Below are 26,973 nucleotides of genomic sequence, written 5' to 3' on the forward strand. Positions count from 1 at the left end.
ACCATATCCGGAATCTCGAGATTCCGGGTTCGATGCTGACGCATCGCCCCGGAATGACATCAGCTGAGACGCGATAGCGTCTCCGCTGATGTCACTTCGCCACTCCGATCTCGCGGAAATATCTGAGCACGCCGGGGTGGATCAGATTGATGTCGGGCGCCGCGGCGACGGTGTTCGCCGCCGTGGTCTCGCACGCCTGGGCGAGCTTCTTGCAGAACTCCGCCTCGACGCCATGCAGCGTCTTCGCCAACCGGTAGGCGACATCGTCGGACAAGGTCTCGCGCACCAGGACGTAGCTCCACGAGCCGATCGACGCGATTGCCTCGGTCTGCTTCGGATAGCTGCCGGCCGGAATGGTCAGCGGCTTCAGGAAAGTGTGCTTGGCGCGGACGCGCGCGATCTCCTCCGCGGTCGGCGCGATGAACCGCGCTCCGGCCGCACTCTCGGCGAGCTTGGTGAAGCTCGGCCAGCCGATCCCGGCGCCCCAAAGTGCTGCGACGCGGCCATCCTCCAGCATCGCAGGGCCATCGCCGGCACGGTCGAGATAGATCGATTTGAAATCCTCGTCCTGCTTCAGCCCAATGCCGTCGAGGATGTAACGCGACAGGATCGGGATGCCGGAGCCCTTGGCGCCGAACGCGACCGACTTGCCGACCAAGTCCTGGATGGTCCGGTACGGGCTGTCGGCGCGGACCACGAACATCCCCGGGGCCGAATACATCGCGGTGAGGATCTTCAGTTTCGTCGCCGGCGGCCGGCCGATGCCCTTGAAGGCCTCATAGGCCGGTTCGCCCGCCACGGTTGCGATATCGACGCTGCCGGCCTCGAGCAGCGGGATGTTCTCGTTGGAGCCCTTGGTGTTGCGCGGCTCGATCGACAGCGTCGGATCGGCCGCGTTCACGACCTCGGCAAGCGCGTTGCCATAGAGCGGAAAGCCGCCACCCGGCGTCGCGGTGGCGAAACTGATCGTGGTCTTCGAACTTTCCTTGGAAATGGTCCTGCCCCCCTCCTGCGCCGCCGCGCCGTCCGCGAGCAGCAGCGCGCCGGCGCAAATCATCACAGCGAATTTCATCCCGGGCCTCAAGCATTGCACATGAGCCCGACTATCGTCGCACGGGCAGGGTCGTAGGCAAAGCCGGCGTTTTGTGAAACCATAACGGCAACAGTCACAAGAAAATGACGGGAGAGACGATGTTCCGGTTCGCACGTGCTGCGTTGCTTGGTTTGATCTGCTGCCTTGCCTCGGGTGCCCCCTCCTCCGCTGCCGACTATCCGAATCGTCCGGTGCGCTGGCTGATCGGCTTTGCCGCCGGCGGCCCGGTCGACATCGTCGCTCGCATCATGAGCCAGTGGCTGTCCGATCATCTCGGCCAGCAATTCGTGGTCGAGAACCGCGCCGGCTCCGGCGGCAACATCGCCGCCGCCGCCGCGATCAACTCGCCGGCGGACGGCTACACGCTGCTGTTCGTCGCGCCCAACAACGCGATTTCGACCTCACTCTACAAGAAGCTGCCCTACGACTTCCTGCGCGACACCACGCCGGTCGCCAGCATCATGCAGCTCACCAACATGCTGGTGGTCTCGAACGCGATGCCGGTGAAGACCGTTCAGGAGTTCATCGACTATTGCAAGGCCAATCCCGGCAAGATCGCCTATGCGTCATCCGGCAACGGCACCTCGGTGCACATGTCGGCCGAATTGTTCAAGGCGATGACCAAGTGCGACATGCAGCACGTGCCGTATCGCGGGTCGGCGATCGCCTTTCCAGACATCATCTCCAACAAGGTGCAGCTGATCTTCGACAATCTGCCGTCGGCGCTGGAGCAGTCGCGCGGCGGCAGCGTGCGCGCGCTCGGCGTCACCTCGCCGCAGCGCTGGCCGGGTGTGCCCGATGTGCCGGCGATCGCCGAGACCGTTCCCGGTTTCGAGTCGGTCGGCTTCTACGGCATCTCGGCGCCGAAGGGCACGCCGCCGGAGATCGTCGAGATCCTCAACAAGGCGGTCGGCGAGGCCTTGAAGGACCCCAAGCTGGTGGCGCGCCTCGCCGAGGTCGGCGGCATCCCGAAGCCGATGACCCCGGCCGAATTCGGCAAACTGGTCGCCGACGAGACCGAGAAATGGCGCAAGGTCGTGGATTTCGCCGGCGTCTCGGTGGATTGAGGCGTGGATGGCTGCCACGGGCCGGTCGGGGGCGGCATTGCCGAAACCCGACGCAGCCTGTAAACGGAGCCCGCACCGTTGCCCGCCGCACCATGCGGCCCGCAAGGCGGCGGGGCCTGTAGCTCAATGGTTAGAGCCGGCCGCTCATAACGGTCTGGTTGCAGGTTCGAGTCCTGCCGGGCCCACCAAGCGGATGCGATTTGTGCGGACACTTTGAAAACGACTCGATTTCACCTTTTAGAACGACTCGATCTCGTTCCAAAAACGACTCGATCTTAGATCCCACTGAAACACCTCACGAATTTTGCCTCGATTTGTTCTCCTATTTTTGGAGCTCGAAAGATCCAGCTGCACGAGCGTGCACAACGGTCCGTCCGTTCAGTTGAAGTCGCGAAAAGCTTATGTGGCGGGCTTTCGCTTGCAATTCAGCACGCATTCCTCGGCCGAAGGACTTCTCTGACCGTCATCGCCAGGATGACGAGATCAAGCCGAAACGACCAATGGCGTATATACGCGAGATCGCGGGCGACTCGCTTCTCCATAGCCGTCAAATCCCGCGTCTCACCTCTGCATCCATTCACTTGTGCCCATCCGGTCATTCCCGGCCTCACCGAGTGACGGTAGGCGTACCTCGTGATCAGCCTGGAATACATCGCGTCGTGGACAAGAGCGTGCGGCCTTGGACCAACGACTGACATGTCGCCCCAGAGAACGTTGAAGAGTTGGGGAAGCTCGTCCAGGCTCGTCTTGCGCAGCACTCGCCCAATCCGAGTCACGCGGGAATCGCCCGGGCGCGCCTGACAAACATGTGCACCGTCCTCCATGCACGTCATCGTCCGAAACTTCAATATTTGAAAGCGTTGGCCGCCACGCCCCCCGCGCCATTGCCGAAATAAAATCGGCCCCCGAGTCTCGATCTTCACTGCTATCGCGATCATGATTATCGGCAAGAGCAGGATCACAAGCGCCGACGCAGCGATCATCAGGTCAGACGCTCTTTTGAATCTGCAGTTTGGGCCGATTTGCTCCCGCTCCCTCGCAATCCGGCTGCGGAACGTCCCTGCTCTCTTCAGCCTTAGATCTTGGGAACGCCCATCACGGCGCCCGTCTCCCGTCGTACTACGCTGAGGTTTGAAGGGATCCGACCGATCGGCTTCACCTGCAATTCCTCCACGGATCACACCGCGCCGATCTCTGTGGTTACGGGCGAGATGCCTGGCAAGCACGCCAGACGCGCCAAGGACATTAGGCCATTGCATTCCGATCCTCGCATGGAAACGACGACCATTCCTCCTGGCTGCTGTTGCATCCAGATCGTCGCGTCGGTTGTCAAAGCATCAAGGATGCCGATCGGCGTCCCCTCGGATGCTCCAGCTCGGCGCCCAAGCCCGTAGCGCCCGCTAGAGACAGACCTCGCATCGATGACGACGATACAGTCGATGTTCGCGGGATGGCGAGATTCCGTCGGTGTTAGGTCTGATGCGCCTGCACCGATCCGTTTGGACGCTTGCGGGACCGGCAAGACCGCCCTACTGAATGAGGCGGCATCGACATCACATCGCGCGGACGGATACGAGAAGCGCCATCCCATCGCGTGGCGTCGGCCCAGGAGCTCCGTGACAGCCATCATTCTGGCGGCATTCGGTTCCCTACTTCTCCTGACGCGCGTCATCGGCCTGCGCCAGATGATGCTGGCCGTCATGCTTTTGCGACCGTCCTGCGATCGCGCGTTTGATATCATAAAAGCCAGCCTTGGCGAGCATTCCGGGCCTGGTGCAGCGATCAACGCACTATTGATTGCCATGGCGCTCATCGCCGTCGTCCAACTTCCCAACGTTGCATTCTCTGCAACCTTGCTCGGATGGGGCGGCCTGCTTCTTACGAGCGCGATATCCCTCCTTCAAACGACGGATCTAAGCGCAGGCATACGAAACGTTCTCGCCCTCGCGACCTACGGAGCCGCCTTCACCCTTCCGTATGTGCTCGTCAAGAACCGGCGAATTGCGGCACAGTGTCTCGCCATTGCGCTCAGCTCGTCCGTGATACCGTCGATGTACGCGCTCGTCGAACTCGCGGCGAATCCCGCAATCCTGACCGGGGCACAGCGACTTCAGAGCACGTTCACGCATCCAAATATTTACGCGTTCTACATCATCGGCGTTCTCGCCCTCATTCTCTTCATGCATTGCTCTGCGGGATTCGGCATCTCGGCTCCAATGCGACGGGCTACGTTCGTCTACGCGCTCTATCTGCTGTTCTTGCTGCTGCTGACCAAGACCCGCAGCGCGTGGCTCGCGGCACTGTTCCTTACCGCAGGCTATGCGATAGTTGTGGACCGCCGCTGGCTCCTCGCCGTGGTCGTGGTGCCGGCCTCGCTTTTCTTGCCGGGGATCTCTGACCGCCTGGCCGATCTCGAGGTCGGCGCCGTCGATGGCGCTTACGAGCATCTAAACTCGATGGCGTGGCGAGAAGTGTTGTGGAAAGACACGCTTGAATGGCTGGCCTCCAACCCCCCAGGTCTGTTCGGCTACGGGTTGGGATCCTATCAATCCTACTTTCCTCTTTTCTTCGCGCGCGGAGACGGACAGGAGGGGATCGGTCCCCACAATGCTTTCCTGCAAATCTACTTCGAAATGGGAATCGCCGGACTATCAAGCTTCCTTCTTCTGATGGTTGCGATCATGTACAGGCTCGTCTCGACCATCGGCAGGGATTTCGCTGGCTCCTTCACAATGCTCTTGTTGTGTGTCGGCTATCTCATCGTTTTCTATTCAGACAATCTTCTTGATTACTTGCAATTTCAGTGGTTCTTCTGGTTCACGATGGGAACCACGTGCGCTTCACGTCGTTTCGCCGAACCGGCATCGCAATTGCGTCACTTCCCAAGCAGCGTCGTACTATCGAGTGGCTATCCTGAGCGATCGCTCCGGGATCAAGGAATCGTTGCGCGTCGATAGCTGCTGTGTGAACAAACGTGCCAACACCGACGCCTCTCGATCCACATCGTGCAAGGCCATGACGCGCTCACGGGACCTATGTCCCATGGCTCGCAAAGTCTCAGGCTGGGCAACGAGACATTCCGTCATCGCCGAGGCGAGCTCCTCAATGCAACCCGAAGGAACGATCCAGCCCGTTTTGCGAGCGATCACCAGCTCCGGAATGCCTGCGATTTGCGTTGCCAGCACCGGACGCCTGAGCGCCATTGCTTCCATGATGACTACCGGCAGATTTTCCGCGAGGCTTGCCACGACAACCGCTCGAGCTTTTAGCATTTCATGACGAACGTCGGCGCTGCTCAACCAGCCGAGCAGATGGACCGACCGAGACAGCCCAAGCTCCACAATGAGGTCCTCGAGCTCAGGGCGCGCTTCTCCGTCTCCAATGATTGTCAGCTCAAACCGGTGGCCCGCAGCGGCCACCAGTGCTGCAGCCCGGATCAGAATGCTTTGACCCTTCTCCCTGCATAGCCGGCCCACACACAAGAGCCGCGCGGCATCGGCAGCTCCCTCGTCGGCCGCCTCATAAAACTTTCGATCTAAACCGCAACGAACGAGCTTGATCTTATTCTGATCGGCAAGGTCGCACCAACGGTAGAGTTGAGACCTCCCGTAATGGCTGACGGCGGCGACGAATGCGGCTTCACGGATCTTAACTCGCAACCCGATGAATTCAGGCTTGTCGTATTCATCGTAGCCGTGGACCGTAAAGCTGTACGTCACGCCGGAAAGACGGGCAGCGAGCAGCGCGAGTTCGGCAGGGTTGGTTCCGAAGTGAGCATGAATATGTGTAGCGCCGGTTCGCCGTACGAGCGAGGCCACTCCGCACGCTTCGATGAAGTAAAGCAGATGCAGCAAAGGTCCACGATCACTCCGGCGCATCAAGCCCATGGTCGCTGCCAATGCCCTCGCAAAGCGTCGCGGATGCAGCAGAAGAGATTGAGCGACTGCACCCAGCAGGCCGAACGGCCGCTGAAGCAGGTAGGTCGTCCTGGATTCCTCCTCGATATCGCCGGGGTCAACCAAGGTCTTGCCGGCTCTTGCTGCGACGCGGACGACCTTAACGCCCAAACGCTCGAGTGCCTGGACCTCTCTCTTGATGAAAGTGTGCGTCACGGCGGGATATTGATTGATCATATACAGGACGATCGGCCGGCCATTTTCCGCCATTGGCACACGCTGAACAAATGGATCAGTTCTTGGAATGACCGGACGCATAGGCTGGGCCCTCTCCATGGATCGCTTCATGCGGCCAATTCCGCGGTCGGCAAACCCGGATAGTCCAGGACACCCCGGAGCTGTGTGCGATCCGGACACTGTCTTTCACGTCCACCAGACCTTCCGATCGCTTCCACGCTCGCCGCGAGTCGTCGGATTCCCAAAGCGATACGAGGAAGGATCCGTTCGGCTCGAGGAAGTTGCCAAAGCGGATCAGGATTTCTCCCGGCTGCTGGAAGTAATAGAGGACCTCATTGAGGATGATCGTATCGAACTTGCGCTCCGGGGTGTACGTGGCGATGTCGCTCGCAACGAATGTCGTGCGCGGGTCTGCCCAGGCCCGTCTCGCGACCTCGATCGCACGGTCGGAAATGTCCACGCCGACATACTCGATGTTCGTTAGCTGGCCGAACCAATTCCGCAGAATGCCCGAACCGCATCCAAGATCGAGCACATTCGCCACACGTCCGTCATACCGGCAGTAGCCGGCAATTACTGCGTAGCGGGCCATCTCCTCGATATTGTTGAGATAGTCCCATCTACCGATCTCGTAATCACGGTTGGGGGGCTGCGGCTCAGCCGCAAGACGGCGGTGCGAGCTCTGGTGGAACACCGCCCCGGTCAGTCCGCGGACACTTTGACGTAGCCGCCCGGGGACAATCCGTTCGATCATTTGACGCGTCTGCATCTGCGTCCTCACGCCTGCGGGCCCCGCCAGGGCGAATCCGGTCAGTTCCAATTGCGGGGATTGAGTGTCGAGCCGCCCCGATTTCTTCCTCGTCGCAAACAACTAACGCGGCGTGTGCCCATTGGACAGGCCAACCGACGGCACAATTGCGTACTAGTCCAGACAGATCATTGACGCTACGGCCACACCGCGGACTATCGCTGATGTCAGGCAGACCTGCGGTGATTGGTGAAAGTAACGCAGACGACATTCAACAACGCCGCCCCCGCACACGCGAGACGATCCGTGGTGAGTCACCTTCTGCGCGAGATGGTCCGAACTACCCTTTACCGGATCGGGGCGTTGCCGCTTTATCACAGGCTTCGTAACCGGCAGACCTTGACGGTCGTCACGTTCCATCGTGTCCTCCGGCGCAGCGATCCGCGTTGGGAAACAACGCTTGCCCCTTGGACGCTCGACGACCGGACCTTCGATCAGTGTCTCGCCTTCTTCAAGCGCCACTACACCATCGTAGGGCTGGACGACGTCAGACGATCCCTGAGGCGGGAGCGCTCTCTTCCAGCGAGGAGCCTGCTGCTTACATTCGATGATGGTTTCGCCGACAATTTCGACTACGCGTTGCCGTTGCTACAAAAGCACGGCACGCCGGCCACGATCTTCGTCACTTCAGACCGGATTGGACGCGAGGAGCGGCTCTGGACCGAGGACTTGCTCTCCGCCGTCATGGTTGGACGGATCGGTCAGCAGCAGGTCGCCTCCTTGTATCAGATTCTGTTTGGTGCAAACGATGATCCGAACGACACCAGTCTCGTTTGGGACATCGTGCGTCGCGGTCCCGAGCTTGAAGGCGCGATGGTCGAGACGGCTCTCTCCGCAGCGGGGGTCGATCTGCGAAGCATTAGGTGCCCCGCGCCAGATGCTAACATCTGAAGAAATCGTCACTCTCGTGCTGAACGGGATTTCCATCGGCGCCCATGGACAAACGCACACGGCGTTTCCCCTGTCGTCAAATCCTTCAGCCGAGCTTCATCAACCCCTTGCAGTGCTGAATGAAATCGTCACGCCATGCGGCGGCAGCCCGGTCGACGCCGTTTCATTTCCCCACGGAGCCTACACATCCGAGATCGCCGATCAGGCGCTCACCTCCGGCTACAAGCTGCTGTTCACCGGCGATCCGGAACTACATGTTCTCGATCACGGCTTTCTGCCGAGCCCGTACATTGGGCGGCTCGATGTCGAGGGGGAGCGGATCGCCCCCAATGGCCGGTTCCGGCCAGAGGTCCTCGCGACGTCGTTGTTTGCCGCGCGCCGGCAGTCGACGGCTCGCGTCCTGCCTCCGGATGGAAAACGTCGAAGCGCCGTCGTCCAAATCATGGCGACGAAGGCGCGCAGCCCGTCGGCGGACATTTCGCGGTGGCTAAGGTTACCGGCGAACACAGCGTCCAGCACGAAAAGCGAGGCTCGTTGATGCGCCTGCGACGGGCCATGCTGAATTCTGCCCTGCAGCAGAATGCAACCCTTCTCCTGTTTTTCGCAACAGGCATTGTAATCGCCCACCTGCTCACGCCACGGCAGGCCGGATCCTATTCGATAGCCATAGCGGCCGCCGGCACTGTCGCTGATTTGAAGGATACTGCGCTTGGATCCTATGTCGTCAGCGCACCACAGCTCGATAAGCCTCTGTTGAGGGCGGCCTTCGGTCTCAGCCTGTCGATCGCCGTTGGTCTCACAGTGGTATTGATGGGGCTGAGCTTTGTTCTCACTGATTTTTATGACGACGAAGCTGTCGGCCGCTCCTTGCGGATTCTGGCCTTTGCCCAGCTCGGTCCAGCCATCGCCTTTCCTGCGACGATGCAACTCATGCGCGCCATGCGCTTCGGCGTTCTACTTGCTGTCGGCCTGGTCGCCGCAAGCTGTCAAAGTGCCGTTTCCATCACTTTGGCAAAACTCGGATATGGAGCCGATGCGCTGGCGTGGGGCTATTTCACGTCCGCAGCAGTCACGGCAGCAATGACCGTTGCTTGCATGCCCGACGGCTTGCGCCTGGCTCCGACGCTTGCAGGTACGCGGCATCTGCTCACCTTTGGAGGCTGGACTTCCGCGACCCTCCTCGTTGGAAGCGCTACAATATCTGGACCGGAACTAATGATCGGCCGAGCCGTCGGGCTCGCCGATACCGCGCTGTTTTCCCGAGCTCAGAATCTCGTCTCTTTCGTCAGAAATGGTCTTGTGCTGGGCATGACAAGACCCATGCTGCCGAACCTCGCGGAGCGCGAGAGCCGCGGCGCCGATATGGCACCGATCTACGGATCATTTGTTGAGGCAATGACGGGACTGGCTTGGCCGGTCTACGCCGTGCTGGCGATTTGGGCCGAACCCATTGTCGGGACAATCTACGGAGACGCATGGCGCTCCACGGGCCGAATGATGATTCCGATCGCCATCGCCCACGCCGTGACGCTGATGGCAGGTCCCTACTACGATATCCTGATCGTCAAGCGACGTCAGCGCGCACTTTTTGCCTGCGAAGGCGCAGTCTGCATTTTCTCCATCGCTGCGGTCGGCTTCGGCCTGACGTTCGGAATCGAGGGAGCGATCTGGAGCCTGCCGATCAGCGGCGCCTTCTTTGCAATTTGCTATTTGGCTCTGCTGCGATCTGTCATCGAGTATGATCCGGTGCGGTTGTTGAAGGCCTGGGGACGGAGCTTTGCCAGCACGCTCGTGGCGCTTCCGGCTCCATTCGTCTTTCGTCACATCCTCGGCCAGAGCACTGCCGAAGTTCTCTTCGGATTTGTGGCGTCGAGCGCAATCTCTGTCGCGATCTGGGTCGCCGCAATCGCATTCCTTCAACACGAGCTGTCGGATCATGTTCGCAGCCTGATCGATGACCTGTCGCGTTCCATGGGGATCAGCGCATTTCCACGGATCCTGCCGCAACCACCCGAAACGGATCGAGGATGATCTTTGCGGGACCGAGCGGAGCGCCCAAGCCCCGGGACGACCGGCCGTCCGTCGAATGCGATCACGGCCGCGAGCGCAAGGACCGACTGGATCTCCTCCGCCGCCCTCCGCATCCGGCCGCCGATGCCTCCCAGGCTTCGACAAATCAGCGGCTTCCGACCGCGGCGCACGCAACCCCGGCTCTTGACGGGCTTCGCGCGCTCAGCATTGGCTTAGTCCTGGCAGCTCATCTGCTTCCGCTCGGGCCAAAGCATCTCGCGCTGAATTCGACCGCCGGACCGATGGGCATGAGCCTGTTCTTTGCTCTTTCCGGCTATCTGATCATTCGAAGCTTGCGCTCCACGAACATCCTCGACTTCATCGTGAGGCGCAGCGCCCGGATCCTGCCGCTGGCATATCTCTACATCGCATTCGTGTTCTGCGTCTTTGGTTTGGGCTGGCAAGCCCTGCTCAATCATCTGGGGTTCATCATCAACTACCGGCTTGATCGAATGATCCCGGTCACCGAGCACCTTTGGTCGCTATGCGTTGAGGTTCATTTCTACGTGCTTGTAACGGCGTTGGCGGCGCTTGGCGGGCGCAGGGGCCTGATCGCAGTCTGGCCTTGCTGCGCCGCGATTACGGCCCTTCGCATCTGGTACACCGCGCCGATCGAGGTGACCACCCACCTGCGCCTCGATGAAATCCTCATCGGCGCCTGCGTCGGCACCCTGCCAACGCACCGGCTCCCCTACTCGAAGGCCGCGCTCGTTTGGGTGGTCGCGGCGGTCTCATGGGCAACGAGTTCGCACCCCGATGCTGGCTGGCTGCAATACTTGCGGCCTTATGCTACGGGCGTACTGCTCTGGGCGACGCTTGCGCAACCGTCCAACGCGCTCATCGGGATACTCAGCAGCAAGAGCCTGTCCTATGTTGCTGCGATCTCTTATGCGCTCTACATCTTTCATCCGCTCACCGCACATGGATGGTGGAACGACGGCAATGTCTACCAGCGCTACTTGCTGAAGCGGCCTGTTGGCTTGGTTATCACGTTGCTGGCGGCCCATTTCTCGACGTTCTATTGGGAGCGCATGTGGATACGGGCGGCCCGGCGTCGACTACACTCAAGAGGCTTCTCGAAAGCATCATCAGAGCTGAGGAGCGCGGCGCCCGCAGCTGCACGTATGAACGCCGAAGCCGTCCATTCGACCGGCACTGCGCGACCTGCCCGGCCGAGCTAGCGCTGCGCCTTCTCGCTTGGCGATGACCCAAGGCTCACTTCATATGGTGCAGAATGGATCGTTGGAATCTTGATGATATCATCAGGCTGCACGGGATCTGCTTCATCGGCCACGATTTCTTCCGTCGCATCACCGGTTCTCCGGACCAGCGTGAAGCCAGAGCGCCGATCCTTCTGCGCCAAGCGCTCCCTCGCTTCGGCCGGAGCACCGATCTGCGCTTCGGTAAGCAGATCGCCCTGCGTCTTGATCCGCGCCCGCACTTCCGCAATGTTATCCCTCGTTTGTTCGAGGTCCCGCGTGTCGGCCTTCATTCTCTCCTGCATCCGCTCGTGAAGTTGACGCGTCGCCAACGCGACACTCTCTTGGGCCCTTACGATGCTCGTCTGTATCGTCAATTGCTCATTGACGATCTGCGCGAGAGACCGCTCCATCGAAAAGACCGTTGGCGCGAGGGCGAGACCTCGGGCGGAAAGAGCACGAAATTGCTTTAGCTGCTCCTGCGTACTGTCCCTCTCCTGAGCCAACGCGCTGACTTGCCCTCGAAGCGACTCGGTCTCGCTCTCATACAGAGCCTTGAGTTTTTCGAACTCCGCCTGCTCCGAACGGACTGCATTGTTCTCCAATTCGAGCGCCGAACGCTCGTCCTGGAGAATTGAGGAGATCTCCGGATTGTCCTTCCGATCCAGTTGCGGCGGGACCACGATATCCGTGCGCCCAGCGAGCGCCGCCGTTAGGCGGGCTTCGCGTGCGAGCAGGCGATATTGCTTCATCGACAGGGTCCGGAGCTCTCCCTGGGCCATTGCCATATCGCGATCCAAGCGAAGGAGACCAAATTCTGGCCGATAGTATCCGCCGGCGATGCTGATCGCCCCAAGGACCGTCAGGCCAGGCCGATAGGGATATTGGCCTGGGCGCTGCACATCACCCACGATGGAAAACGGTCTATACTGAATGATCTCGACCGCAGTAACCGGTCTTTCGGAGTCTTCGGAGCGACGTTGCAGCCGGTCAGAGATCTCCCGCGCCAGATCGTTCGGGCGCCGACCCGCCGCATCAACGTCTCCGATCAACGGTAAGGCAATTGCACCGTCCGCGGCGACGGTATATTCGCCGGTCAGATCAGGCCATTCCTGCACCTTGATCTTTACCCGATCCGACGCGCCGAGCTTATAGGCTTGCGCAAATGCCGACGGAATAGCGAGGATCACGGCGACGTTGATCGCGACAGCGATTAAAAGCGCCTTTCGCAGCATGATTCACACTCCTGTCGATACTTAAAGGCCGAATCTGGCCGACGCCTTTTGTTGCGCCTGCCTGCCGCTTAAATTCTCGAGCCGCAGCACTTCTCGCGGAACCTTGTTGAGAATCGTCCCAAAAACCTTTTCCCGCACCGGCCCTAGTGAACAAAGAGCATCGCTCAATTCGGCCTCGGAGGCGCGGCCCCACTCCACCACGACCAATAGATGGTCGATGATCTGGCCGGCCGACCGCACGTCGGCTGCCGTGGCAAGCGCGGGTAGATCCAGGATGATCCAGTCATAGGCGCACTCGCGCTCTGCACCGATCGCGTAGGCGAGGTTTCCCCAGAGCATATCCAGGTTGCCCAGCATGTCCCCACTCGGGAGAAGATCGAGATTCGGGCTGATCTCAGGCTGAATGGCGTCTGCCGGTGCAACCTCCCCGCGCAGCAATTCGTGCAAACCGGCTACCTGCGGCGCTGACCTTGGGGTAGCAAATCCGTTCCACTGCGCCGCATCGACCAGCAGTACACGACAGCCGTCATTTGCCAGGAACCTAGCCCAGTTGCTCGCCACGACGGTCTTGCCTTCACCGGAAAAGCAGGACGTGACGCCTACGAAACGCGGAAGCTGGCTCGATGTCTCGAGTACCGCCGAGCGGGTGCGTTGAAGTACCGTTCGTCGCAGGATCGACGTAGAGTAGGAATGGCCGGATCGAGGATCTTTCATGCGCGGAAGAGTGCCGAAGCATTCGACCGAGCTCAACGAAACCAGTTGCTCGGTGCTGCGCAAGCGCCGATCGAACAGTGCAATGCCAAGCCCAAACCCACACGCCAGCACAGCGCCAATGATCGGCGCCAGGAGCACAACGACCGCGGCCGGAAGCCCATCGCTGGAGGTCGGGGGGACAGCCTCGCTGATGATCCGCGCGGTCGGACCAAGCACTTTGATGCGCTCCCGCAGCGCCGCGCTCGTGCTGACAACCGCACTGGTATCGTTCTGCTCCTGAACAAACGATGCCGCCAGTTCGTTCGTCAGCCTCGATGCCTCTTCGCGGCTACGCGCGCGTGCCCGAACAGAAATGATAAGGCTCGCTCCGACACGAGTGACCGTCATGCCGGACCTCAGTCGCGCGAGCACTCTCTGCCTCCGCTTGTCGTTTGATAGGTCATCATCGGATGAGGTATTCGACGTTTGCAGAAGGTCGCGAGCTCGCGGCCATTTGATCCTGCCGACGGCCTGTTCCAGGCTGGATCTTGGCAAGATGTTCTCAATCTCATCCAATCCAACCTTGTCGATCACCCGTCCAAGGACTCTGCTGGACCTCAGCATTTCAATTGCACTCTGGATCAGCGAATTCTCGACCAAGATCTGGGTCACGACCGCATCAGGCCCGGACATTTGCAGTGTCGTATTCGAAATGAGTAGTTCGGAAGTCGCGCTGAAAACCGGCGCCTTGATGTCGCCATAAACGACGCCTGCCAACCCTCCGATGATGGCGCCAGCGAGCATGAATCGCAGAAGCGATCGACGACCCTGACGAATTTTTGACACTGCGATCTTGAGTCCGAGCCCATCGTGCCAGACATCCGACCGACCTGGCGAGTCAGCAACGCGATCGAAGACGTACGTGCGATTTTTGGATGAAGCGTCGAGCATTAATGCGTCTCCTGCCTGTTCCGTCCGCCGGCCAAGCGAGTCATCATTGCTGTCGTCTCGACTGGATTGCTTCCAGCAGATGCCACGGGAAGCCACGAAGCCGGTTATTGCCGTCCGGATAGCAGGCGGCTACTGCATAGCCTTTGGGGCACTGCAAAATGCCGCCAATTCCATAGTAGGGATGATCAGGTCCCCTTGAGAGCGGGTTTTCGGCGTAAAACACGACCGCACCCGCTGTATCGCGGACGACTATCCCGTATCGCTGCGCGGCGCGTGCCAACATGGCCGCGTAGGGATCCATATCGAGATCATCGAGATTGACACTGCTCGGGATTCGGAACGTCGTGCCCTCCGGAATTGCGTCGGGATCGTCGTCCTCGCCATCAGTGCGTTGTGCGGGATCAACCCAAACCGACCGTCGCGTTTGCGGCAGGGCGATATGAAGAGCATGATTGATCTCACCGCGCCGCTGCTCCGCGACGGTGATCAAGCCCGCAAGCAAGGCGAGGCCCGTTGCTGTCGCACCAAACTTGTAGCCATCACCGGTTGTCGGGAAATACCCCGGACTGGTCGCCAAGTTATCGATCCTGCCGCCCCACGAGGCCCGCCATTCGTCCACGCTCTCACCCGCCGAGTTGGTCGTTTTTCGCCCACTCGGTTCCATTCCCCAGAATTCCCAGTAGCGCGCTGTCGACGGCTGATAGACGACAGCTTCCGCGTCAGTTCCACTCGAAGGCCGAAATCCGACGGGCAGCGGGACGCTGTCCCATTGTCTTTGCAGCGGGTCAAATTGCCAGTTCGGAGTGGTTGCGCGCTCCGCCCGCACCCGAACCGTTGGCTGATCGCGGGAAACAACATAAAGTGGCGGCGAATAGCGGTCGATATTGACCGACGCGATGCCGTAGTGGGACTTTATCTGGCTCTGGAGTGCCGCTACCCATTTATCCGAATGTGAATCACGCGGGGCATCCGGTGGCAATCCGGCGTGCACATAACTCGTGGCCGAGAATTCTCGGTCCGGCATCATGATTAGGGACGGACGATCCTTCGCATCAAGGGCTTGTCGCGACGTGCGGCCGCTATCCATCACGGCGCCAGCGCAGATCCCTAGACCAAGAGCAACCATCGCGCCGGCCGAAATACAAACTTTGACGATCGGCTTTCGCATGCTCGGCATTCTCGTTCAATTTAGCGGCGTCGTATTCGCACCCGTGTACGATGCCTCCGCCCAGCCTCTCGTGTCGTGACTGAAGAGATGAGGGCATGCGCCGCGGCACCGCAACAGCTTCAAAGCAACTAGTCCTTTTGGAGGTGCTCATAGAGCGTGCGCGAGAGAACCTATCGCGGCTAGCGCCGCCAACAAGGCGCCTGCGCGAGCACAGTTCCGGCACCAGGCTCCAGGATTAGTTCGACCAGATACTCGCGGTCTCGACACGAACTAGTCAGCATTGCTTGCGAACCCATCCCTGAGAGCCCCCTAGCCAAGCGCCCGCTTGGCTACACTCCGTCTTGCCTCCCAGATGAGCGACGAGGCCGCGCAAGCTGCAAGTAACGCACGCCGCGCTTGCGCGCCATTCTATCAGCGGTCGGTGGACAACGCCTGATGCGTACTGCGCTGCAAGCACAATCGGCCGCCGAAAATGGCTTTCAGAATTCGCCCTTGCCCGACTTCTCCCGGAAAGTCGTCTGCATCGAGGGATTGCTATGCGATGCAGTAACGCTGGAAGAAGCGAAACGACAGATTGTTGCGTCAATCAGGGGCGATCGCCGCTGCAATATGGTCACACCCAATACGAACTTCCTGCGCCTGATCCGCTCGGATGCAAACTTCAGGGATGCTGCGCTATCGAACGATCTTTCCGTCATCGACGGGATGCCACTCGTCTGGCTCGCCCGCTTGCTCGGACTTCCGGTCCGACAGCGCGTCGCGGGATCTGACCTGTTCGATGCACTCCGAGCAAGCGGCGAGCGCATGAGCGCTTTCTTTTTCGGTGCGACGGATGACGTCGGCTGCCGCGTACGTGAGCGCCTCAACGAAGCAAACTCGGCGATCCTGTGTGCGGGCACCCTCGCTCCGGGTTTCGGCTCGGTCGAATCGATGAGCGATCCGGAAACCCTCAGGACGATCAACGCGGCCGCCCCAGACCTTCTGGTCGTCTCGGTGGGAGCGCGAAAGGGCATGCTGTGGCTCAGTCGCAACGAGAGCCAGCTCACGGCGCCCGTCGTCTGCAATCTCGGAGCGACCATCAACTTTGTTGCAAGAGACGTGAAGCGCGCGCCCGAACTCATTCGTCGCGCCGGAATTGAATGGCTTTGGCGCATCAAGGAGCAGCCCACGCTTTGGAGCCGCTATGCACTTGATCTTGTGACGCTGGTCCAAGTCTTGCTGCGCCAAGTTCTCCCCTGGCTCATCTACTCTCGTATCCACCGACCTTCCGATACACAGCTGGCCACGGCCCGTGTCAGGCATTATCGACGCGGCAATGACGAGGTGCTCGAGTTCTTCGGCGCGTGGACAGCGCAGAATATCCTGCCGGCACGCTCAGCTCTGACCAAAGCGTGCGTTGGCCAAGACAATCTTGTCGTCTGCCTCGACGGTGTCACCGGCGTCGACGCCGCGTTCCTGGGGCTGCTATTGCTTGCATATGGCTACCGACGCCGAATAAACCGGGGATTTTCCGTCGAGGCCTCAAGACGGCAGATCAGAAAGATGCTGCGCCTTAACGGTTGCGAGTATCTGCTTTCCGCTGGCCGAGCCGATCCCTCGATGTCGAAGTCAGATGACGTCGAACGAGCGGGCGCTTATCCCGAAAAGCGCATGAAGGCGATCGGTCCCGACGATGGGGTTTAGCGAGACCTGACCAGGTAGACTATGCTGCTTTCGGTCCTTAACATTTCGCTGGAGATCGCCTCTGGCCTCCTGGCTCTTCTCACGGCGGCGTTCGCGACGCAGGCGATGGCGACGTTCTTCTTGAACGCTCGATCATTCGAAATCTCGGCGCATCGCCCCACGGTCGCAGTATTGGTGCCGGCGCACAATGAAGAGCGGAGCATCGAGGCGACGCTATCTTGCCTCAAGCAGGATCTTTCGCCGGGCGATCGGTTGCTGGTCGTGGCAGATAATTGCAGCGATTGTACTGGGGAGCTTGCCGCCCAATCGGGGGCGGAAGTCCTGATCCGAAGCAATGCCGAGCAACGCGGGAAGGGCTTTGCCTTGGCAGCTGGCCTTCAACTACTGGCTCGGACGCCTCCCCAGGTCGTCGTATTCATCGACGCTGACTGTCAAATCAGCTCGAACGGCATTGGGCTGTTGGCACAAGCCTGTGCAACGGCCGGAGCGCCGATCCAGTGCCTGGATCTTATGGAAGGGCATCCCGACAGTCGACCGCGGCCGCGGTTGGCCGAGTTCGCCTGGCGCATCAAGAATGATCTTCGTCCTGACGGCTATTCTCGGCTTGGATTGCCATCCCAGCTCCATGGGACGGGCATGGCCGTGCCTTGGGCATTGATCAACCCGGCGCTGTTTGAAACGGGGCACTTGGCTGAAGACATCTTTCTTGGACTTGAGCTCGCGATCCAAGGCCATCCTGCTCGCTTCTTTCGAGAAGTGCGTGTCACCAGCTACTTCCCAGACGCACGCCCAGGCCAAGCCCAGCAAAGGCAGCGTTGGGTCCATGGACATCTTGGACTGATAAAAAGCCACCTGCCCCGTATCGTGCGGCATGCCATTAAAACGCGCGATATCCGCCTGCTTGCACTGTCGGCAGATCTTGCAGTTCCTCCCCTCGGCGTACTCGCGATGGCAAATATCATGCTGCTGACAATCAGCTTGATCTACCTTGCCATTGCCGGTCTCAAGGCACCGCTCGTGTGCGCCATCTTCGCGTTCGCTGTTTTTTCGCTCCCGCTAGCGGTCGCCTGGCACGTCGTCGGCCGCGACCTGATAGGCTTCAAGGAACTCGTCCAGGCACCGCTGCACGCGATTTCGGTCGTACGTTCCGCTGTTACATTGGCCTGCGGCCGACGAGCGCAATGGATCCGAGCTGACCGCCTATGGTCAACAGCGCGCGTCGGCCGACACACGGATCGCACCAGCCACTAGCGGCACAACAACCAACAGCAATCTCAGGCAAGAGCTCCGCCCTTCGTTTGCGACTCGAACAGCGCACGTCCGATCATCGTCGTCCGCGCCAGTCGCTTCAGAAATCGGCTCAGGTCATATCGGGGAATGCAGTCATGAATGAGAATAGCCTGAGCCTCGTCATAAAGGCCTGCATCCAGTAGCTGACGCGCGTGCTCCAACATGAGGAAATTCACGTAGCGCCTACCGCTCTCATGCAGGCGGTGCGGAACGGCATGCTGACGCATTAGATCGGAAAAGCGCTCTGCAAAAGGAGGCCGCGATATCCCGCCGGATCCACCACGAAGTGATGGCGAACCGGCGTCATTGTACGTCGCAGACGGGACAGCGTTATAATGAAACGGACCCCGGCACGCCAGCCTGCACCACATGTCGACGTCCTCGCCCATCGACACGCCTTCTGCAAACAGTCCAGCCGTCAGCAATTCGTCTCGGCGGATCATGATGGAGCTTGAACTGGCTGGATACGACCCATGTGAAAGCGCAAACGAGAAATAGTCATCGACTCTCTGTGCAGGGACGGCCGGGTCGATCAGGGAACCGCCGCCCCGGCTCTGCAGCCGCAAATTGCTGAAGACTGCGATAGCATTGTCGCCTTGCGTTGCGCACCAAAGACCCGCGAGATGATCCCGCGACCACAGATCATCTGCATCGAGGAGCGCGACCCATTTCCCCCGGGCAGCTCTAATTCCACAATTGCGTGCGGCCGAAACTCCAGCGTTTGATTGCTGGATCAGCTGGACATGCGGCACGCGAGCCGCCTTCACCAAGGTTGCGCTACCATCTGTCGATCCGTCGTCAACAATGATGAGTTCAAAATCGACGTCAATCTGCCGAGCCGCCGAACATAACGTGCGCAAAACGACGTCTGCCTTGTTGAACAAGGGTATGACGACGGTGATGGAAGGCGCCTGGCTGCCGATCACGGATGTTATCCATGGCTAGCGGACCGCGACGATGACGTGCGGCCTGCCAGCAGTATCTGGCCGACGCGCTCCGAAAGACAATCGCGGACTCGAATTAGTTCGCGTGCGTGAGCGCCAGAGGTCATGCAGAGCATTTGCAGGGTTAGGCGCAGCCGGCGTCATTTTTGGAACAAGGGAACACGCCGGACGTTCATTGGTGTTAGTTCCGGGCTAAAGGTGACAGTTGCCTAGTTTGCGGTCAATTTAGCCGTAGTGTCTCGAATACGTTTCAGGTTTCGAGAAAATTAGACAGTTCCATAGCTCGCTTTATCTTATGTTATTGGACCATGTCCGATGTCCGGTATTTCTTCGCTCCAAACGTATTAAGAACAATTGCGCGTTCCTGAAGTAATCCGGTCAATCTCTTTGGTGGTTGCGTGAGGATAATGGGACATGTCGAGCGCTGCGATAGTACCAACGTTTATCCTCCAAATTGATGGTCTCTTTCGCGAGGGGCTCCGGCTCATCCTTTCAAGAACCCGATTTTCGCCGCACGGCTGGGGGATCGAGCTCGATGAACTCAACGCCGTTCCGAGCGATGAACCGAGCCTCTTTATAGTCGGCGTCGAACAGAAGCGTGATCAAATCTTCGAACGGATACGCGCGCTCTATCCGCTGTCGTTCATCGTGGCGGTCGCCGACGAGCGCAGCGCCGACTGTCTGGCGTGCGCACTCGATGCTGGTGTCAACGCAGCTCTCTTCAACAGCGTCGCTCCGAGCGTTCTGGTTAACTGCCTTCATGCCATTACGGACGAACATCTGATCGTGATAGATGGTCGCCTCTGGCCTCTGGCTTCGGCCAAGCCGAACGCTGACGGACGACCTTCGCTTGCCGACCAAGACGAAACAGTTTGGGAGCGAGAAGCGTCGATCATCGCCGCGCCGCTCTTGTCCGCAAGAGAGACCGGAATACTGGAACGAATCGTCCGAGGCGACACAAACAAGCACGTCGCTCGTTTCTTCCAAATTGCTGAGCCGACCGTCAAAGCTCATGTTAAGGCGATTTTTCGGAAGATAGGCGCAACAAATCGAACCCAGGCTGCCATCTGGGCACTCAACAACCGGCTTCTCGTCGGCACCCAAGAGACACCGCAGGACACTGCTGCGCCGCTTCAGCCCAATTTGGCCGGCCGAGCCCGGCGCGCAGCGCTCACCGGGTTCGATGCAGAAACCGGCGATGCGGAGATCAGAGAAGCACCGATCGCACGAAGGTGAGCTAACAGCGGGATCGCTCCGACTTCCGGATTGTGGCGCGCTTCAACATCCGAAAACCGTGATGGGGTAACGTCTTGCGAATACCCTGTCGCGAACACGAAGGGAGTACGTTAGCTCCTGAGTTCGTCCGCGAGAGTGTAAGCTCCCTGCGCCGAGAGCGTCAGCAACGTCAGGAGCTTGCATTGGTTCCTATGGCAGATCGTTTGCTCTCAGTCGCGAACCGGGCCACCTAGAGTGCTATGACGCCCCCGCGGGCTGGCTATCATATGCTGGGCTGTCGCATATTACCTGCCTCCGAAGGGCGCACCCCAAAATACCGAAAACAACCCCATGCAAAGGAGCCGGCGGGTCCCGGTAGGCGGATCCCGGTATTCGACACGGCGCTTCACATGTCGGGCAAATCAACAAGATTGTTCTATTATTCCGAAATATCACACACACCTTATCTCACGTGACGTGACGTGGGCCGTAGCCACACGCGATTGCCCTGCCCGGGGAACTTGGATGGATTTGTCGCACCGTCGTTTGGAACGCGCATCGTTTGCGACCGTTGCTCCCGTAAGCTCAGCAATTGGAGTAAGCAATGGGATTTTTCACCAAAGACATCAAATCGCTGGATGACCTATTCGTGCATACGCTACGGGACATCTATTATGCAGAGCAGCAGATCATAAAGAACCTCCCAGACATGATCGACAAGGCAGGCGACCGATCTCTGAAGGAGGGGTTTGAAACTCATCTCGCCGAGACGAAGAACCAGATCATGCGACTGGAACGAGTCTTCAAGATGCACGGTGTCGAGGCGAAGGGGGTGAACTGCCCGGCGATCGATGGCATTCTGGAAGAAGCCAGTGACGTAGCCGGCGATGTCGACGACAAGACGGTGCTGGACGCAGCACTTATCGCCGCAGCCCAGGCTGTCGAGCACTACGAGATCACCCGCTACGGATCGCTGATTGCGTGGGCCAAGAAGCTGGGCCGAGAGGACTACGCTTCCATTCTCCAGGAAACCCTCGACGAGGAAAAGGCCACGGACAAGAGGTTGAACGATTTGGCCGTGAGCAGCGTCAATCAACGCGCTGCTTGAGTCATCCTTGCCGCACATATCGGCCCCCGTAATGGGCAGCCAGCCAACGATACGGCCTGCATGCCACGCGCAATCATTCGGAGCTTAGTGTGGATGAGCGTTAAGGACACTCTCGTAGGAACCGCCAAGCAATTCGTCGCCGAGATCGTAGGTGATGGCAGACTTGCGAATGAAGGCTCGGCCCAAGCCGGCGGGAGCCGCCTGGAAACGATCGATGCTGCGAATGAAGTGCCTCGGGAAACGCCGATGCTGCAGCCCGATGAGCAGCCTGTTCCACCGGAGGTGCCACATCCGGATGAAAACAGGTTTACTGCTTTGCTCGGCAACGCCGCGCTGGCGGTCTGGGCGGACCTTCCGCGGGACGCACAGGAGCGCTTGTTCGCAGCAGCGGCAGCCGACAGAGAAATAGCAAACGCTCTTGCCTCGTTTTTGCATGATCGGCATCCGAGAACGGCGCACCCGCCCAGACCGACCGGGCCAGCGTATGCCACAATACCCCGCGATGAGATACAGATGTCAATCAACCCCCAAAAGCGCGACATCGCTGAAGCCTTCGAAAACGGAACGCGGCGAGCGACACGTGATCGTCAAGGACGCCGGCAAGACCGAAGACAGGACCACGATCTTGTCCATGCGGAGGGTGGGACGCTTGGGCTTGGCAAAGGCAAGGATCTCAACCATGACGACTAGCCGATGACGGGAAGGACGACCGAATGACCGGCCGTTTCGAAGGAAAGGTCGTGATCGTGACGGGCGCGGCGTCCGGCATCGGGGCAGCGGCCGCGCGCCGCTTTGTATCCGAAGGCGCGAGCGCCGTGCTTGTTGACCGCGAGGAGATGAAGCTCGCGGACGTCGCGAAAGAACTTGGGTTCGGCCGCGTCCTGGCTCACACGGCAGACGTCTCTGACCCGGACGCCGTGGAGGAGATGGTGGCGACGACGATCAAGCACTTCGGCCGGCTCGACGTCCTGGTCAATAACGCGGGCGTTCACGAAGGCGGAGACCCTGGCACCATTACGAACAATCAGTGGCGCAAGGTCATGGCGACAGACGTAGACGGCGTGTTTTTCGGCTGCCGCGCCGCGCTGCCCCATTTGGAGAAGACCAAGGGCTCGGTAGTGAACACCGCCTCGGTGTCAGGGACCGGGGGTGACTGGGGTATGAGTCCGTACAACGCGGCAAAGGGCGCGGTGGTCAATTTAACGCGCGCTCTCGCGATGGATCTGGGTAAGAGAGGCGTGCGCGTCAATGCGGTTTGTCCATCCCTGACGCGAACGGGAATGACCGCCGACATGATGGATGACCAGGAACTGCTGGCCAAGTTCGCCGAGCGGATTCCGCTCGGCCGCGTATGCGAACCAGACGAGATCGCCTCCGTGATCGCTTTCCTCGCAAGCGACGATGCGAGCTTCATGACCGGCGCCAACGTGGCCGTCGATGGCGGCGTTTCGGCCTCGAACGGCCAACCGCCGCAGCAATAGCCGGTTTAGGACCCCGCTCCGCCCGCAAGGTCGTGACCGCGCTGAGGTCCGCCAGACAGACTGCAATGGCCTCGTCGGCTGGACGCCGAGAACGTCGCCCGCCCTGGCGGTATAGGCTGCTGCCGCTTCAACCAACCGCCTCACGATGCGTCGGCGGCTGTCCTGAAGGAAAAGAAACTCCAAGCTCTATCGCATCGGTGGCTGAAGCCCAGCCGACGAAACCCAATCATCAATGTCTGCAGCTATTTCCGCTGTGCGGGCTCGCTTCAGCAGACTGTCTCGCTCGACACCTGCCGGCATAGTCGCCGCTGTTTGAGCCAGCTCTCTGGCGAACGCAGAGAGACGATCCTGCAGTGATTTTGTTTGCTTAGCTCTATTTCGCTTTTTCGTCATACCGCACCCTTGTCTAAAGCGGGAGAGCGGCAGCTCTCCACCTTTTTAAGGAGCGTAGCTTGCTACGACATTATCGGCGACAACCTAGGTTTATAGGTGAGACAATCTCTTGAACGAACTGGCGCGCCAGAAACTTTGACGGTGACGTCGCGATGCTCGGCTGCAAAGCCAGGCTCAGCCCCTGTCGCCTAGCCCTTTTCGGGTCGCTTACTCAATTTACCCTTTAGGCCGATGACGCCGACCGGCGATCGCCGTTGGTTTGCGATGCTAGGTTGACGGTTATAAACGCTCTTTAGCCTACGTCATGCCATTGAGATGATTTAGCGTCTTGCGTAGCAGAGCTGACGATCCGGCTACTCTGCATAGCGGCGACAGTGCTCAAGATACGCTGTTTCATGCCGAGCAATGAGAGAGAGGACGCTTGACCAGAGCCACGAAGGTGCATTGAGCGACTTGCTTCTGCCGCGGCCCAGTTCCGTTCGCCAGCTCCTGCGAGTGAGAGGGTCCATCTGGCGCGCATGCGCACGTCCGACGACCGCTGCCAGGTAACGTCCGACATGAACCGCGTCGGGCGGCTTGAGACTCTCAATGTCGAGCTTTAGGTCCTGAGGCAACAACTCTCGTACAAAGACGTCTCGACGCAGCAGTGAGGCCGCAATCATTCGGCCACCCAGAAATGGTGACAACCTGCCGGCGCCCTCCACAACGCGCTCCGCGTCGTTGTGCGGCAACTTTGCCCCTTTGCTACGAGGCGCGACCGGCTTTGCCGCTTGCTTGACGTCCAGCAAGCAGAAACTGCGATCGTCCGCGCCATCGATTCCCAACAATACGGCGCTCCGAAACAGGCCCAGCGAACTGCAGCCCTTCCGCCAGTACGCTGCGTCAAGCAAGGCGATGTCGGAATTGCGTTCTCGCGACCGCAAAAGCGTCGCGAGCCGAGCGACTTCCTCCGATGAAGTCAGAGTGCGAAGCGCGCCCTCTTCTCTTCGCGACAGATCCCAGAAGGATCGACCACGCGGAATATCTGGCTTGGCGTCCCTAATCGATCGTTTGGCCAGCTTCTTCCATGAACCGGCGACAGCGGCTTTCATCGCCAACCGTATTGCCGGAGGTCGCTCTTTCAGACGCGGCTTTCCAGATAATGCGTCGCGATATCCGTCGACCATCCGCTCGATCATCTTCTCCGTCACGATGCCCGGGAGGTCCGATCCGCGTGCGGCCATTGCCAAAGAAAGCGCCAACCGGATCAGATCATAGGCGGGATTGCTGATGACCGTTTGGTCGAGGTCCCGAATCTCGATCTCGACATCGTCGTCGGCGTTCGCAAGCGGGCCGAGGTTGCCGCTATGGCAATCCCCACAAATCCAAACCGCCGGACCGGATGGAATCCGCTCATTCTGCTCGGACAGAAGCTCGTAGAAAAGGGCGACACTTCCGCGAACGAAGGCATGTGGCGAGCGCGCCATTTTGTGTAGCCGGCGTTTCTCGAGGATTCTGCATCGACGGCCAAGCGATGGATTTTCATCGGGCTTGCGGGCCATGGTCCAAGCGGGACCTCCTGACAATTCAACGCTGTCAAAGAAGATCGTTCCAAAGTCGATCGGCTAGGGAACATTTCGTCCCAGGCCGGCTTTACACGAGCGATCGGGCGGGCGTCGTGGCTTGCGAACGAGTGCCGGCCGCCCGATTTGCGCGAGATAGAGCAGGACTATGCTGGAATTCTTCACCCCCGGTTCGCCCGCGCTCTTCGTGCTGCTCATATTGTGCCTCGCCCTTGTCCTGTTCTTCGAGTTTTCAAACGGCTTTCACGACACGGCGAATGCTGTTGCCACCGTCATCTACACTCATTCCCTGAAAGCGACCCAGGCCGTCTTATGGTCGGGCGTGATGAACTTTATCGGCGTGTTAGTCGGTGGAATTGCCGTCGCCTATGCGTTGGTCGAGATCATTCCACCTGATGTCTTGACGCCGCCAGATGGTGCGCTGGCTGTAGGCATGTTGGTGGCGCTGACGCTTGCCGCATTGACCTGGAATGTCGGGACCTGGTGGCTGGGCATTCCCAACTCGAGTTCCCATGCTTTGGTTGGAGCATTGATCGGCATTGCCCTGGAGTACGGATTCGTTCAAGGACACAGCTTTACAGGCGCAGTGAACTGGCACCAAGTTAGCGGCGTTCTGAGCGCCCTGTTGATATCGCCGCTACTCGGGTTCGGATTCTCATTCACCTTGTATCGTGTGATTCGCCGGCTCATACCGAATCGCGAGCTTTATCAGGCGCCGATCGACGGAAATCGGCCGACCTGGTGGCTGCGGGGGTTGCTTGTAGTGACGTGCACGGGCGTATCGTTTGCTCACGGGACGAACGATGGCCAGAAGAGCATCGGGTTCATCATGCTGGCGATCATCGGCCTGATGCCGCAATCATACGCGCTGAATGAATATGTCTCCGGCGAACAACTCGCCCAATCGCTGCAGATTCTTCCGCAAAGTATAGCGCTGTTTCAGCAGGTCGGCGATCAACAGAGAGAAGCTGCCATCAATAGTGCGCAAAAGCTTCGTGGAAGCTTAACAGATGTGCGTTCGATCGGCGCCATTCCGTCGAACGAGCGAGCTCCTCTGCGGCATCAGTTCAACGTCGTCATTGCAGAGCTGAGTGCAATCGCACAGAAGAAGTCGGTGACGGATGCACAGCGACATCAAGCGAAAACCTATCTCGATAGTTTGACCTTAGCTGTACAGTATGCACCTTGGTGGGTCCGTATCCTGAGTGCACTGTGCCTCGGCGCCGGCACGATGATCGGCTACAAGCGCATCGTTAAGACACTAGGGGAAGGCATCGGGAGGGTAAGGATGAGCCCCATGCAAGGTGGAACAGCTGAAGCAGTGGCATCGATCCTGATCGCGTCCGCCGGTTTCACCGGTCTACCGGTGAGCACGACCCATGTGGTGACTGCGGGAATCGCCGGGGCAATGGTCGGCTCGGGTGCGGGACTGCAACCGCCGGCACTCCAGCGGATAGCGATAGCCTGGATTTTGACGCTGCCCGGGACCATGGTGCTTTCAGCGTTTTTCTTCTACGCGCTTTCGTAGGCGATGGATAATGAGAGTACCTTGGGCGGGTCGCTGATTGCGTGGCTAACATTGGCTCGTCATCGGTCGTGAAGGAGTCCGGCCGCATTTGCATGTTGAGCCGTGCGTTGAAGCTGCCCGCCTCGCGGCTGATTGGGCAAGATGGCACGCGCGCCGCTAACGCGGACCTGACAAGGCCGCCTTACTCTCTCAGCGCCTTGCGGATGTCGTCCCTGTGCAGAATAAACAACGCCTGACTTGCGTAGAAGCTATCCAGTATCTTTCTAGCGTCCGTTACGTTTAGACCCTGGGTAGCCATTTTTCTAATCCGCTCCTCTTGTTGAGCGATGTGTCGTTCGCCTCGGACGACATGACTTTCAGCTAGCCCCAGATGGCGAAGCTGCATCTCGTGGTAGCGTGACTGAAGCGAGCCAGCCATGACGCCCTCCCAATGCAGGCGGCAGCGCGCTCGGTCTCTCAGC

23 protein-coding genes and 1 tRNA gene are annotated in these 26,973 nt (G+C 59.6%); 14 read left to right on the forward strand and 10 right to left on the reverse strand.

What is annotated here, in order from left to right; translation table 11 throughout:
- Positions 1-91 precede the first annotated feature (91 nt).
- Positions 92-1,072, reverse strand: a complete 981-nt coding sequence (locus tag ACVMB0_RS35745) for a TAXI family TRAP transporter solute-binding subunit (RefSeq protein ID WP_461349200.1) — start codon at positions 1,070-1,072, stop codon at positions 92-94.
- 119 nt (positions 1,073-1,191) lie between these two features.
- Between ACVMB0_RS35745 and ACVMB0_RS35750 the strand changes: the two genes are divergently transcribed.
- Together ACVMB0_RS35750 and ACVMB0_RS35755 are read left to right on the forward strand one after the other, a co-directional pair.
- Positions 1,192-2,160 (forward strand): Bug family tripartite tricarboxylate transporter substrate binding protein, encoded by a 969-nt coding sequence (locus ACVMB0_RS35750; protein WP_461349201.1) that lies wholly within the window; start codon positions 1,192-1,194, stop codon positions 2,158-2,160.
- Positions 2,161-2,272: 112 nt separating this feature from the next.
- Positions 2,273-2,348: transfer RNA gene (locus ACVMB0_RS35755), tRNA-Ile, on the forward strand.
- 237 nt (positions 2,349-2,585) lie between these two features.
- On the opposite strand, the gene ACVMB0_RS35760 is transcribed toward ACVMB0_RS35755, so the two are convergent.
- Positions 2,586-3,419 carry a sugar transferase gene (locus ACVMB0_RS35760; protein ID WP_456798985.1) on the reverse strand — a complete coding sequence of 278 codons (834 nt, stop codon included), beginning with the start codon at positions 3,417-3,419 and terminating at the stop codon, positions 2,586-2,588.
- 357 nt (positions 3,420-3,776) lie between these two features.
- Here ACVMB0_RS35760 and ACVMB0_RS35765 point away from each other — a divergent pair, with 357 nt between their 5' ends.
- Positions 3,777-5,117, forward strand: coding sequence for an O-antigen ligase family protein (locus tag ACVMB0_RS35765; protein WP_461349202.1), 1,341 nt, complete (start codon positions 3,777-3,779; stop codon positions 5,115-5,117).
- Here the strand turns inward: ACVMB0_RS35765 and ACVMB0_RS35770 are convergent.
- Together ACVMB0_RS35770 and ACVMB0_RS35775 are read right to left on the reverse strand one after the other, a co-directional pair.
- Positions 5,058-6,374 (reverse strand): glycosyltransferase family 4 protein, encoded by a 1,317-nt coding sequence (locus ACVMB0_RS35770; protein WP_461349203.1) that lies wholly within the window; start codon positions 6,372-6,374, stop codon positions 5,058-5,060. The genes ACVMB0_RS35765 and ACVMB0_RS35770 overlap by 60 nt on opposite strands.
- On the reverse strand, positions 6,349-7,062 hold the full coding sequence (locus tag ACVMB0_RS35775; RefSeq protein WP_461349204.1) for a class I SAM-dependent methyltransferase: 714 nt from the start codon (positions 7,060-7,062) through the stop codon (positions 6,349-6,351). Before ACVMB0_RS35775 ends, ACVMB0_RS35770 begins: the two co-directional genes overlap by 26 nt.
- Before the next feature lie 288 nt (positions 7,063-7,350).
- On the opposite strand from ACVMB0_RS35775, the gene ACVMB0_RS35780 reads away from it, so the two are divergent.
- Genes ACVMB0_RS35780 through ACVMB0_RS35795 form a run of 4 tightly spaced genes read left to right on the forward strand, consistent with a single transcriptional unit; the run spans position 7,351 to position 11,243 of the window.
- Complete coding sequence (locus ACVMB0_RS35780) at positions 7,351-7,992, forward strand: polysaccharide deacetylase family protein (RefSeq protein WP_461349205.1); 642 nt, start codon at positions 7,351-7,353, stop codon at positions 7,990-7,992.
- Positions 7,979-8,530, forward strand: coding sequence for a polysaccharide deacetylase family protein (locus ACVMB0_RS35785; RefSeq protein ID WP_461349206.1), 552 nt, complete (start codon positions 7,979-7,981; stop codon positions 8,528-8,530). The genes ACVMB0_RS35780 and ACVMB0_RS35785 overlap by 14 nt, the downstream gene beginning before the upstream one ends.
- Positions 8,476-10,023 (forward strand): oligosaccharide flippase family protein, encoded by a 1,548-nt coding sequence (locus tag ACVMB0_RS35790; RefSeq protein ID WP_461349207.1) that lies wholly within the window; start codon positions 8,476-8,478, stop codon positions 10,021-10,023. The genes ACVMB0_RS35785 and ACVMB0_RS35790 overlap by 55 nt, the downstream gene beginning before the upstream one ends.
- Positions 10,020-11,243 (forward strand): acyltransferase family protein, encoded by a 1,224-nt coding sequence (locus ACVMB0_RS35795; RefSeq protein WP_461349208.1) that lies wholly within the window; start codon positions 10,020-10,022, stop codon positions 11,241-11,243. The genes ACVMB0_RS35790 and ACVMB0_RS35795 overlap by 4 nt, the downstream gene beginning before the upstream one ends.
- Here ACVMB0_RS35795 and ACVMB0_RS35800 read toward each other — a convergent pair.
- Genes ACVMB0_RS35800 through ACVMB0_RS35810 form a run of 3 tightly spaced genes read right to left on the reverse strand, consistent with a single transcriptional unit; the run spans position 11,240 to position 15,308 of the window.
- Positions 11,240-12,496, reverse strand: a complete 1,257-nt coding sequence (locus tag ACVMB0_RS35800) for a polysaccharide biosynthesis/export family protein (protein WP_461349209.1) — start codon at positions 12,494-12,496, stop codon at positions 11,240-11,242. The genes ACVMB0_RS35795 and ACVMB0_RS35800 overlap by 4 nt on opposite strands.
- A 21-nt stretch (positions 12,497-12,517) precedes the next feature.
- A complete protein-coding gene (locus ACVMB0_RS35805) occupies positions 12,518-14,140 on the reverse strand; it encodes a hypothetical protein (RefSeq protein ID WP_461349210.1) in 1,623 nt (540 codons plus the stop codon).
- 43 nt (positions 14,141-14,183) lie between these two features.
- Entirely contained in the window at positions 14,184-15,308 is a 1,125-nt protein-coding gene (locus ACVMB0_RS35810; RefSeq protein WP_461349211.1) for a hypothetical protein, read from the reverse strand.
- Positions 15,309-15,743: 435 nt separating this feature from the next.
- On the opposite strand from ACVMB0_RS35810, the gene ACVMB0_RS35815 reads away from it, so the two are divergent.
- Both ACVMB0_RS35815 and ACVMB0_RS35820 read left to right on the forward strand, forming a co-directional pair.
- Positions 15,744-16,991 (forward strand): WecB/TagA/CpsF family glycosyltransferase, encoded by a 1,248-nt coding sequence (locus ACVMB0_RS35815; RefSeq protein WP_461349212.1) that lies wholly within the window; start codon positions 15,744-15,746, stop codon positions 16,989-16,991.
- 21 nt (positions 16,992-17,012) lie between these two features.
- Entirely contained in the window at positions 17,013-18,242 is a 1,230-nt protein-coding gene (locus ACVMB0_RS35820) for a glycosyltransferase family 2 protein (RefSeq protein ID WP_461349213.1), read from the forward strand.
- A 23-nt stretch (positions 18,243-18,265) separates the two neighbouring features.
- Here the strand turns inward: ACVMB0_RS35820 and ACVMB0_RS35825 are convergent, their stop codons facing one another.
- A complete protein-coding gene (locus ACVMB0_RS35825; RefSeq protein WP_461349214.1) occupies positions 18,266-19,207 on the reverse strand; it encodes a glycosyltransferase family 2 protein in 942 nt (313 codons plus the stop codon).
- A gap of 432 nt (positions 19,208-19,639) precedes the next feature.
- Here ACVMB0_RS35825 and ACVMB0_RS35830 point away from each other — a divergent pair, with 432 nt between their 5' ends.
- The 4 genes from ACVMB0_RS35830 to budC all read left to right on the forward strand — a co-directional run bounded on the left by ACVMB0_RS35830 (position 19,640) and on the right by budC (position 23,029).
- A complete protein-coding gene (locus tag ACVMB0_RS35830) occupies positions 19,640-20,461 on the forward strand; it encodes a response regulator transcription factor (protein ID WP_456753169.1) in 822 nt (273 codons plus the stop codon).
- A gap of 583 nt (positions 20,462-21,044) precedes the next feature.
- Entirely contained in the window at positions 21,045-21,548 is a 504-nt protein-coding gene (locus ACVMB0_RS35835; protein WP_456753168.1) for a YciE/YciF ferroxidase family protein, read from the forward strand.
- A gap of 93 nt (positions 21,549-21,641) precedes the next feature.
- Positions 21,642-22,238 carry a hypothetical protein gene (locus ACVMB0_RS35840; protein WP_461349215.1) on the forward strand — a complete coding sequence of 199 codons (597 nt, stop codon included), beginning with the start codon at positions 21,642-21,644 and terminating at the stop codon, positions 22,236-22,238.
- Positions 22,239-22,261: 23 nt separating this feature from the next.
- Positions 22,262-23,029, forward strand: coding sequence for a meso-2,3-butanediol dehydrogenase (gene budC / locus ACVMB0_RS35845; RefSeq protein ID WP_456753166.1), 768 nt, complete (start codon positions 22,262-22,264; stop codon positions 23,027-23,029).
- A 746-nt stretch (positions 23,030-23,775) separates the two neighbouring features.
- Here the strand turns inward: budC and ACVMB0_RS35850 are convergent.
- On the reverse strand, positions 23,776-24,963 hold the full coding sequence (locus tag ACVMB0_RS35850; protein ID WP_461349216.1) for a DUF2252 family protein: 1,188 nt from the start codon (positions 24,961-24,963) through the stop codon (positions 23,776-23,778).
- A gap of 169 nt (positions 24,964-25,132) precedes the next feature.
- Between ACVMB0_RS35850 and ACVMB0_RS35855 the strand changes: the two genes are divergently transcribed.
- The gene (locus ACVMB0_RS35855; protein ID WP_461349217.1) at positions 25,133-26,512 is read left to right on the forward strand and encodes an inorganic phosphate transporter; all 1,380 of its coding nucleotides are present in this window, start codon (positions 25,133-25,135) and stop codon (positions 26,510-26,512) included.
- Positions 26,513-26,693: 181 nt separating this feature from the next.
- Here ACVMB0_RS35855 and ACVMB0_RS35860 read toward each other — a convergent pair whose 3' ends face one another.
- A complete protein-coding gene (locus tag ACVMB0_RS35860; protein ID WP_461349218.1) occupies positions 26,694-26,930 on the reverse strand; it encodes a hypothetical protein in 237 nt (78 codons plus the stop codon).
- Between the last annotated feature and the right edge of the window lie 43 nt (positions 26,931-26,973).

The organism is Bradyrhizobium sp. USDA 4451 (genome assembly GCF_054822585.1).

What these genes read in the sequence shown, in the direction of transcription:
- ACVMB0_RS35745 (WP_461349200.1), bottom strand. Translation starts at nt 1,072, where the DNA reads ATGAAATTCGCTGTGATGATTTGCGCCGGCGCGCTGCTGCTCGCGGAC.
- ACVMB0_RS35750 (WP_461349201.1), top strand. Translation starts at nt 1,192, where the DNA reads ATGTTCCGGTTCGCACGTGCTGCGTTGCTTGGTTTGATCTGCTGCCTT.
- ACVMB0_RS35760 (WP_456798985.1), bottom strand. Translation starts at nt 3,419, where the DNA reads ATGCAATGGCCTAATGTCCTTGGCGCGTCTGGCGTGCTTGCCAGGCAT.
- ACVMB0_RS35770 (WP_461349203.1), bottom strand. Translation starts at nt 6,374, where the DNA reads ATGCGTCCGGTCATTCCAAGAACTGATCCATTTGTTCAGCGTGTGCCA.
- ACVMB0_RS35775 (WP_461349204.1), bottom strand. Translation starts at nt 7,062, where the DNA reads ATGCAGACGCGTCAAATGATCGAACGGATTGTCCCCGGGCGGCTACGT.
- ACVMB0_RS35785 (WP_461349206.1), top strand. Translation starts at nt 7,979, where the DNA reads ATGCTAACATCTGAAGAAATCGTCACTCTCGTGCTGAACGGGATTTCC.
- ACVMB0_RS35795 (WP_461349208.1), top strand. Translation starts at nt 10,020, where the DNA reads ATGATCTTTGCGGGACCGAGCGGAGCGCCCAAGCCCCGGGACGACCGG.
- ACVMB0_RS35800 (WP_461349209.1), bottom strand. Translation starts at nt 12,496, where the DNA reads ATGCTGCGAAAGGCGCTTTTAATCGCTGTCGCGATCAACGTCGCCGTG.
- ACVMB0_RS35805 (WP_461349210.1), bottom strand. Translation starts at nt 14,140, where the DNA reads ATGCTCGACGCTTCATCCAAAAATCGCACGTACGTCTTCGATCGCGTT.
- ACVMB0_RS35810 (WP_461349211.1), bottom strand. Translation starts at nt 15,308, where the DNA reads ATGCGAAAGCCGATCGTCAAAGTTTGTATTTCGGCCGGCGCGATGGTT.
- ACVMB0_RS35815 (WP_461349212.1), top strand. Translation starts at nt 15,744, where the DNA reads ATGCGTACTGCGCTGCAAGCACAATCGGCCGCCGAAAATGGCTTTCAG.
- ACVMB0_RS35820 (WP_461349213.1), top strand. Translation starts at nt 17,013, where the DNA reads ATGCTGCTTTCGGTCCTTAACATTTCGCTGGAGATCGCCTCTGGCCTC.
- ACVMB0_RS35830 (WP_456753169.1), top strand. Translation starts at nt 19,640, where the DNA reads ATGTCGAGCGCTGCGATAGTACCAACGTTTATCCTCCAAATTGATGGT.
- ACVMB0_RS35835 (WP_456753168.1), top strand. Translation starts at nt 21,045, where the DNA reads ATGGGATTTTTCACCAAAGACATCAAATCGCTGGATGACCTATTCGTG.
- ACVMB0_RS35840 (WP_461349215.1), top strand. Translation starts at nt 21,642, where the DNA reads ATGAGCGTTAAGGACACTCTCGTAGGAACCGCCAAGCAATTCGTCGCC.
- budC (WP_456753166.1), top strand. Translation starts at nt 22,262, where the DNA reads ATGACCGGCCGTTTCGAAGGAAAGGTCGTGATCGTGACGGGCGCGGCG.
- ACVMB0_RS35850 (WP_461349216.1), bottom strand. Translation starts at nt 24,963, where the DNA reads ATGGCCCGCAAGCCCGATGAAAATCCATCGCTTGGCCGTCGATGCAGA.
- ACVMB0_RS35855 (WP_461349217.1), top strand. Translation starts at nt 25,133, where the DNA reads ATGCTGGAATTCTTCACCCCCGGTTCGCCCGCGCTCTTCGTGCTGCTC.
- ACVMB0_RS35860 (WP_461349218.1), bottom strand. Translation starts at nt 26,930, where the DNA reads ATGGCTGGCTCGCTTCAGTCACGCTACCACGAGATGCAGCTTCGCCAT.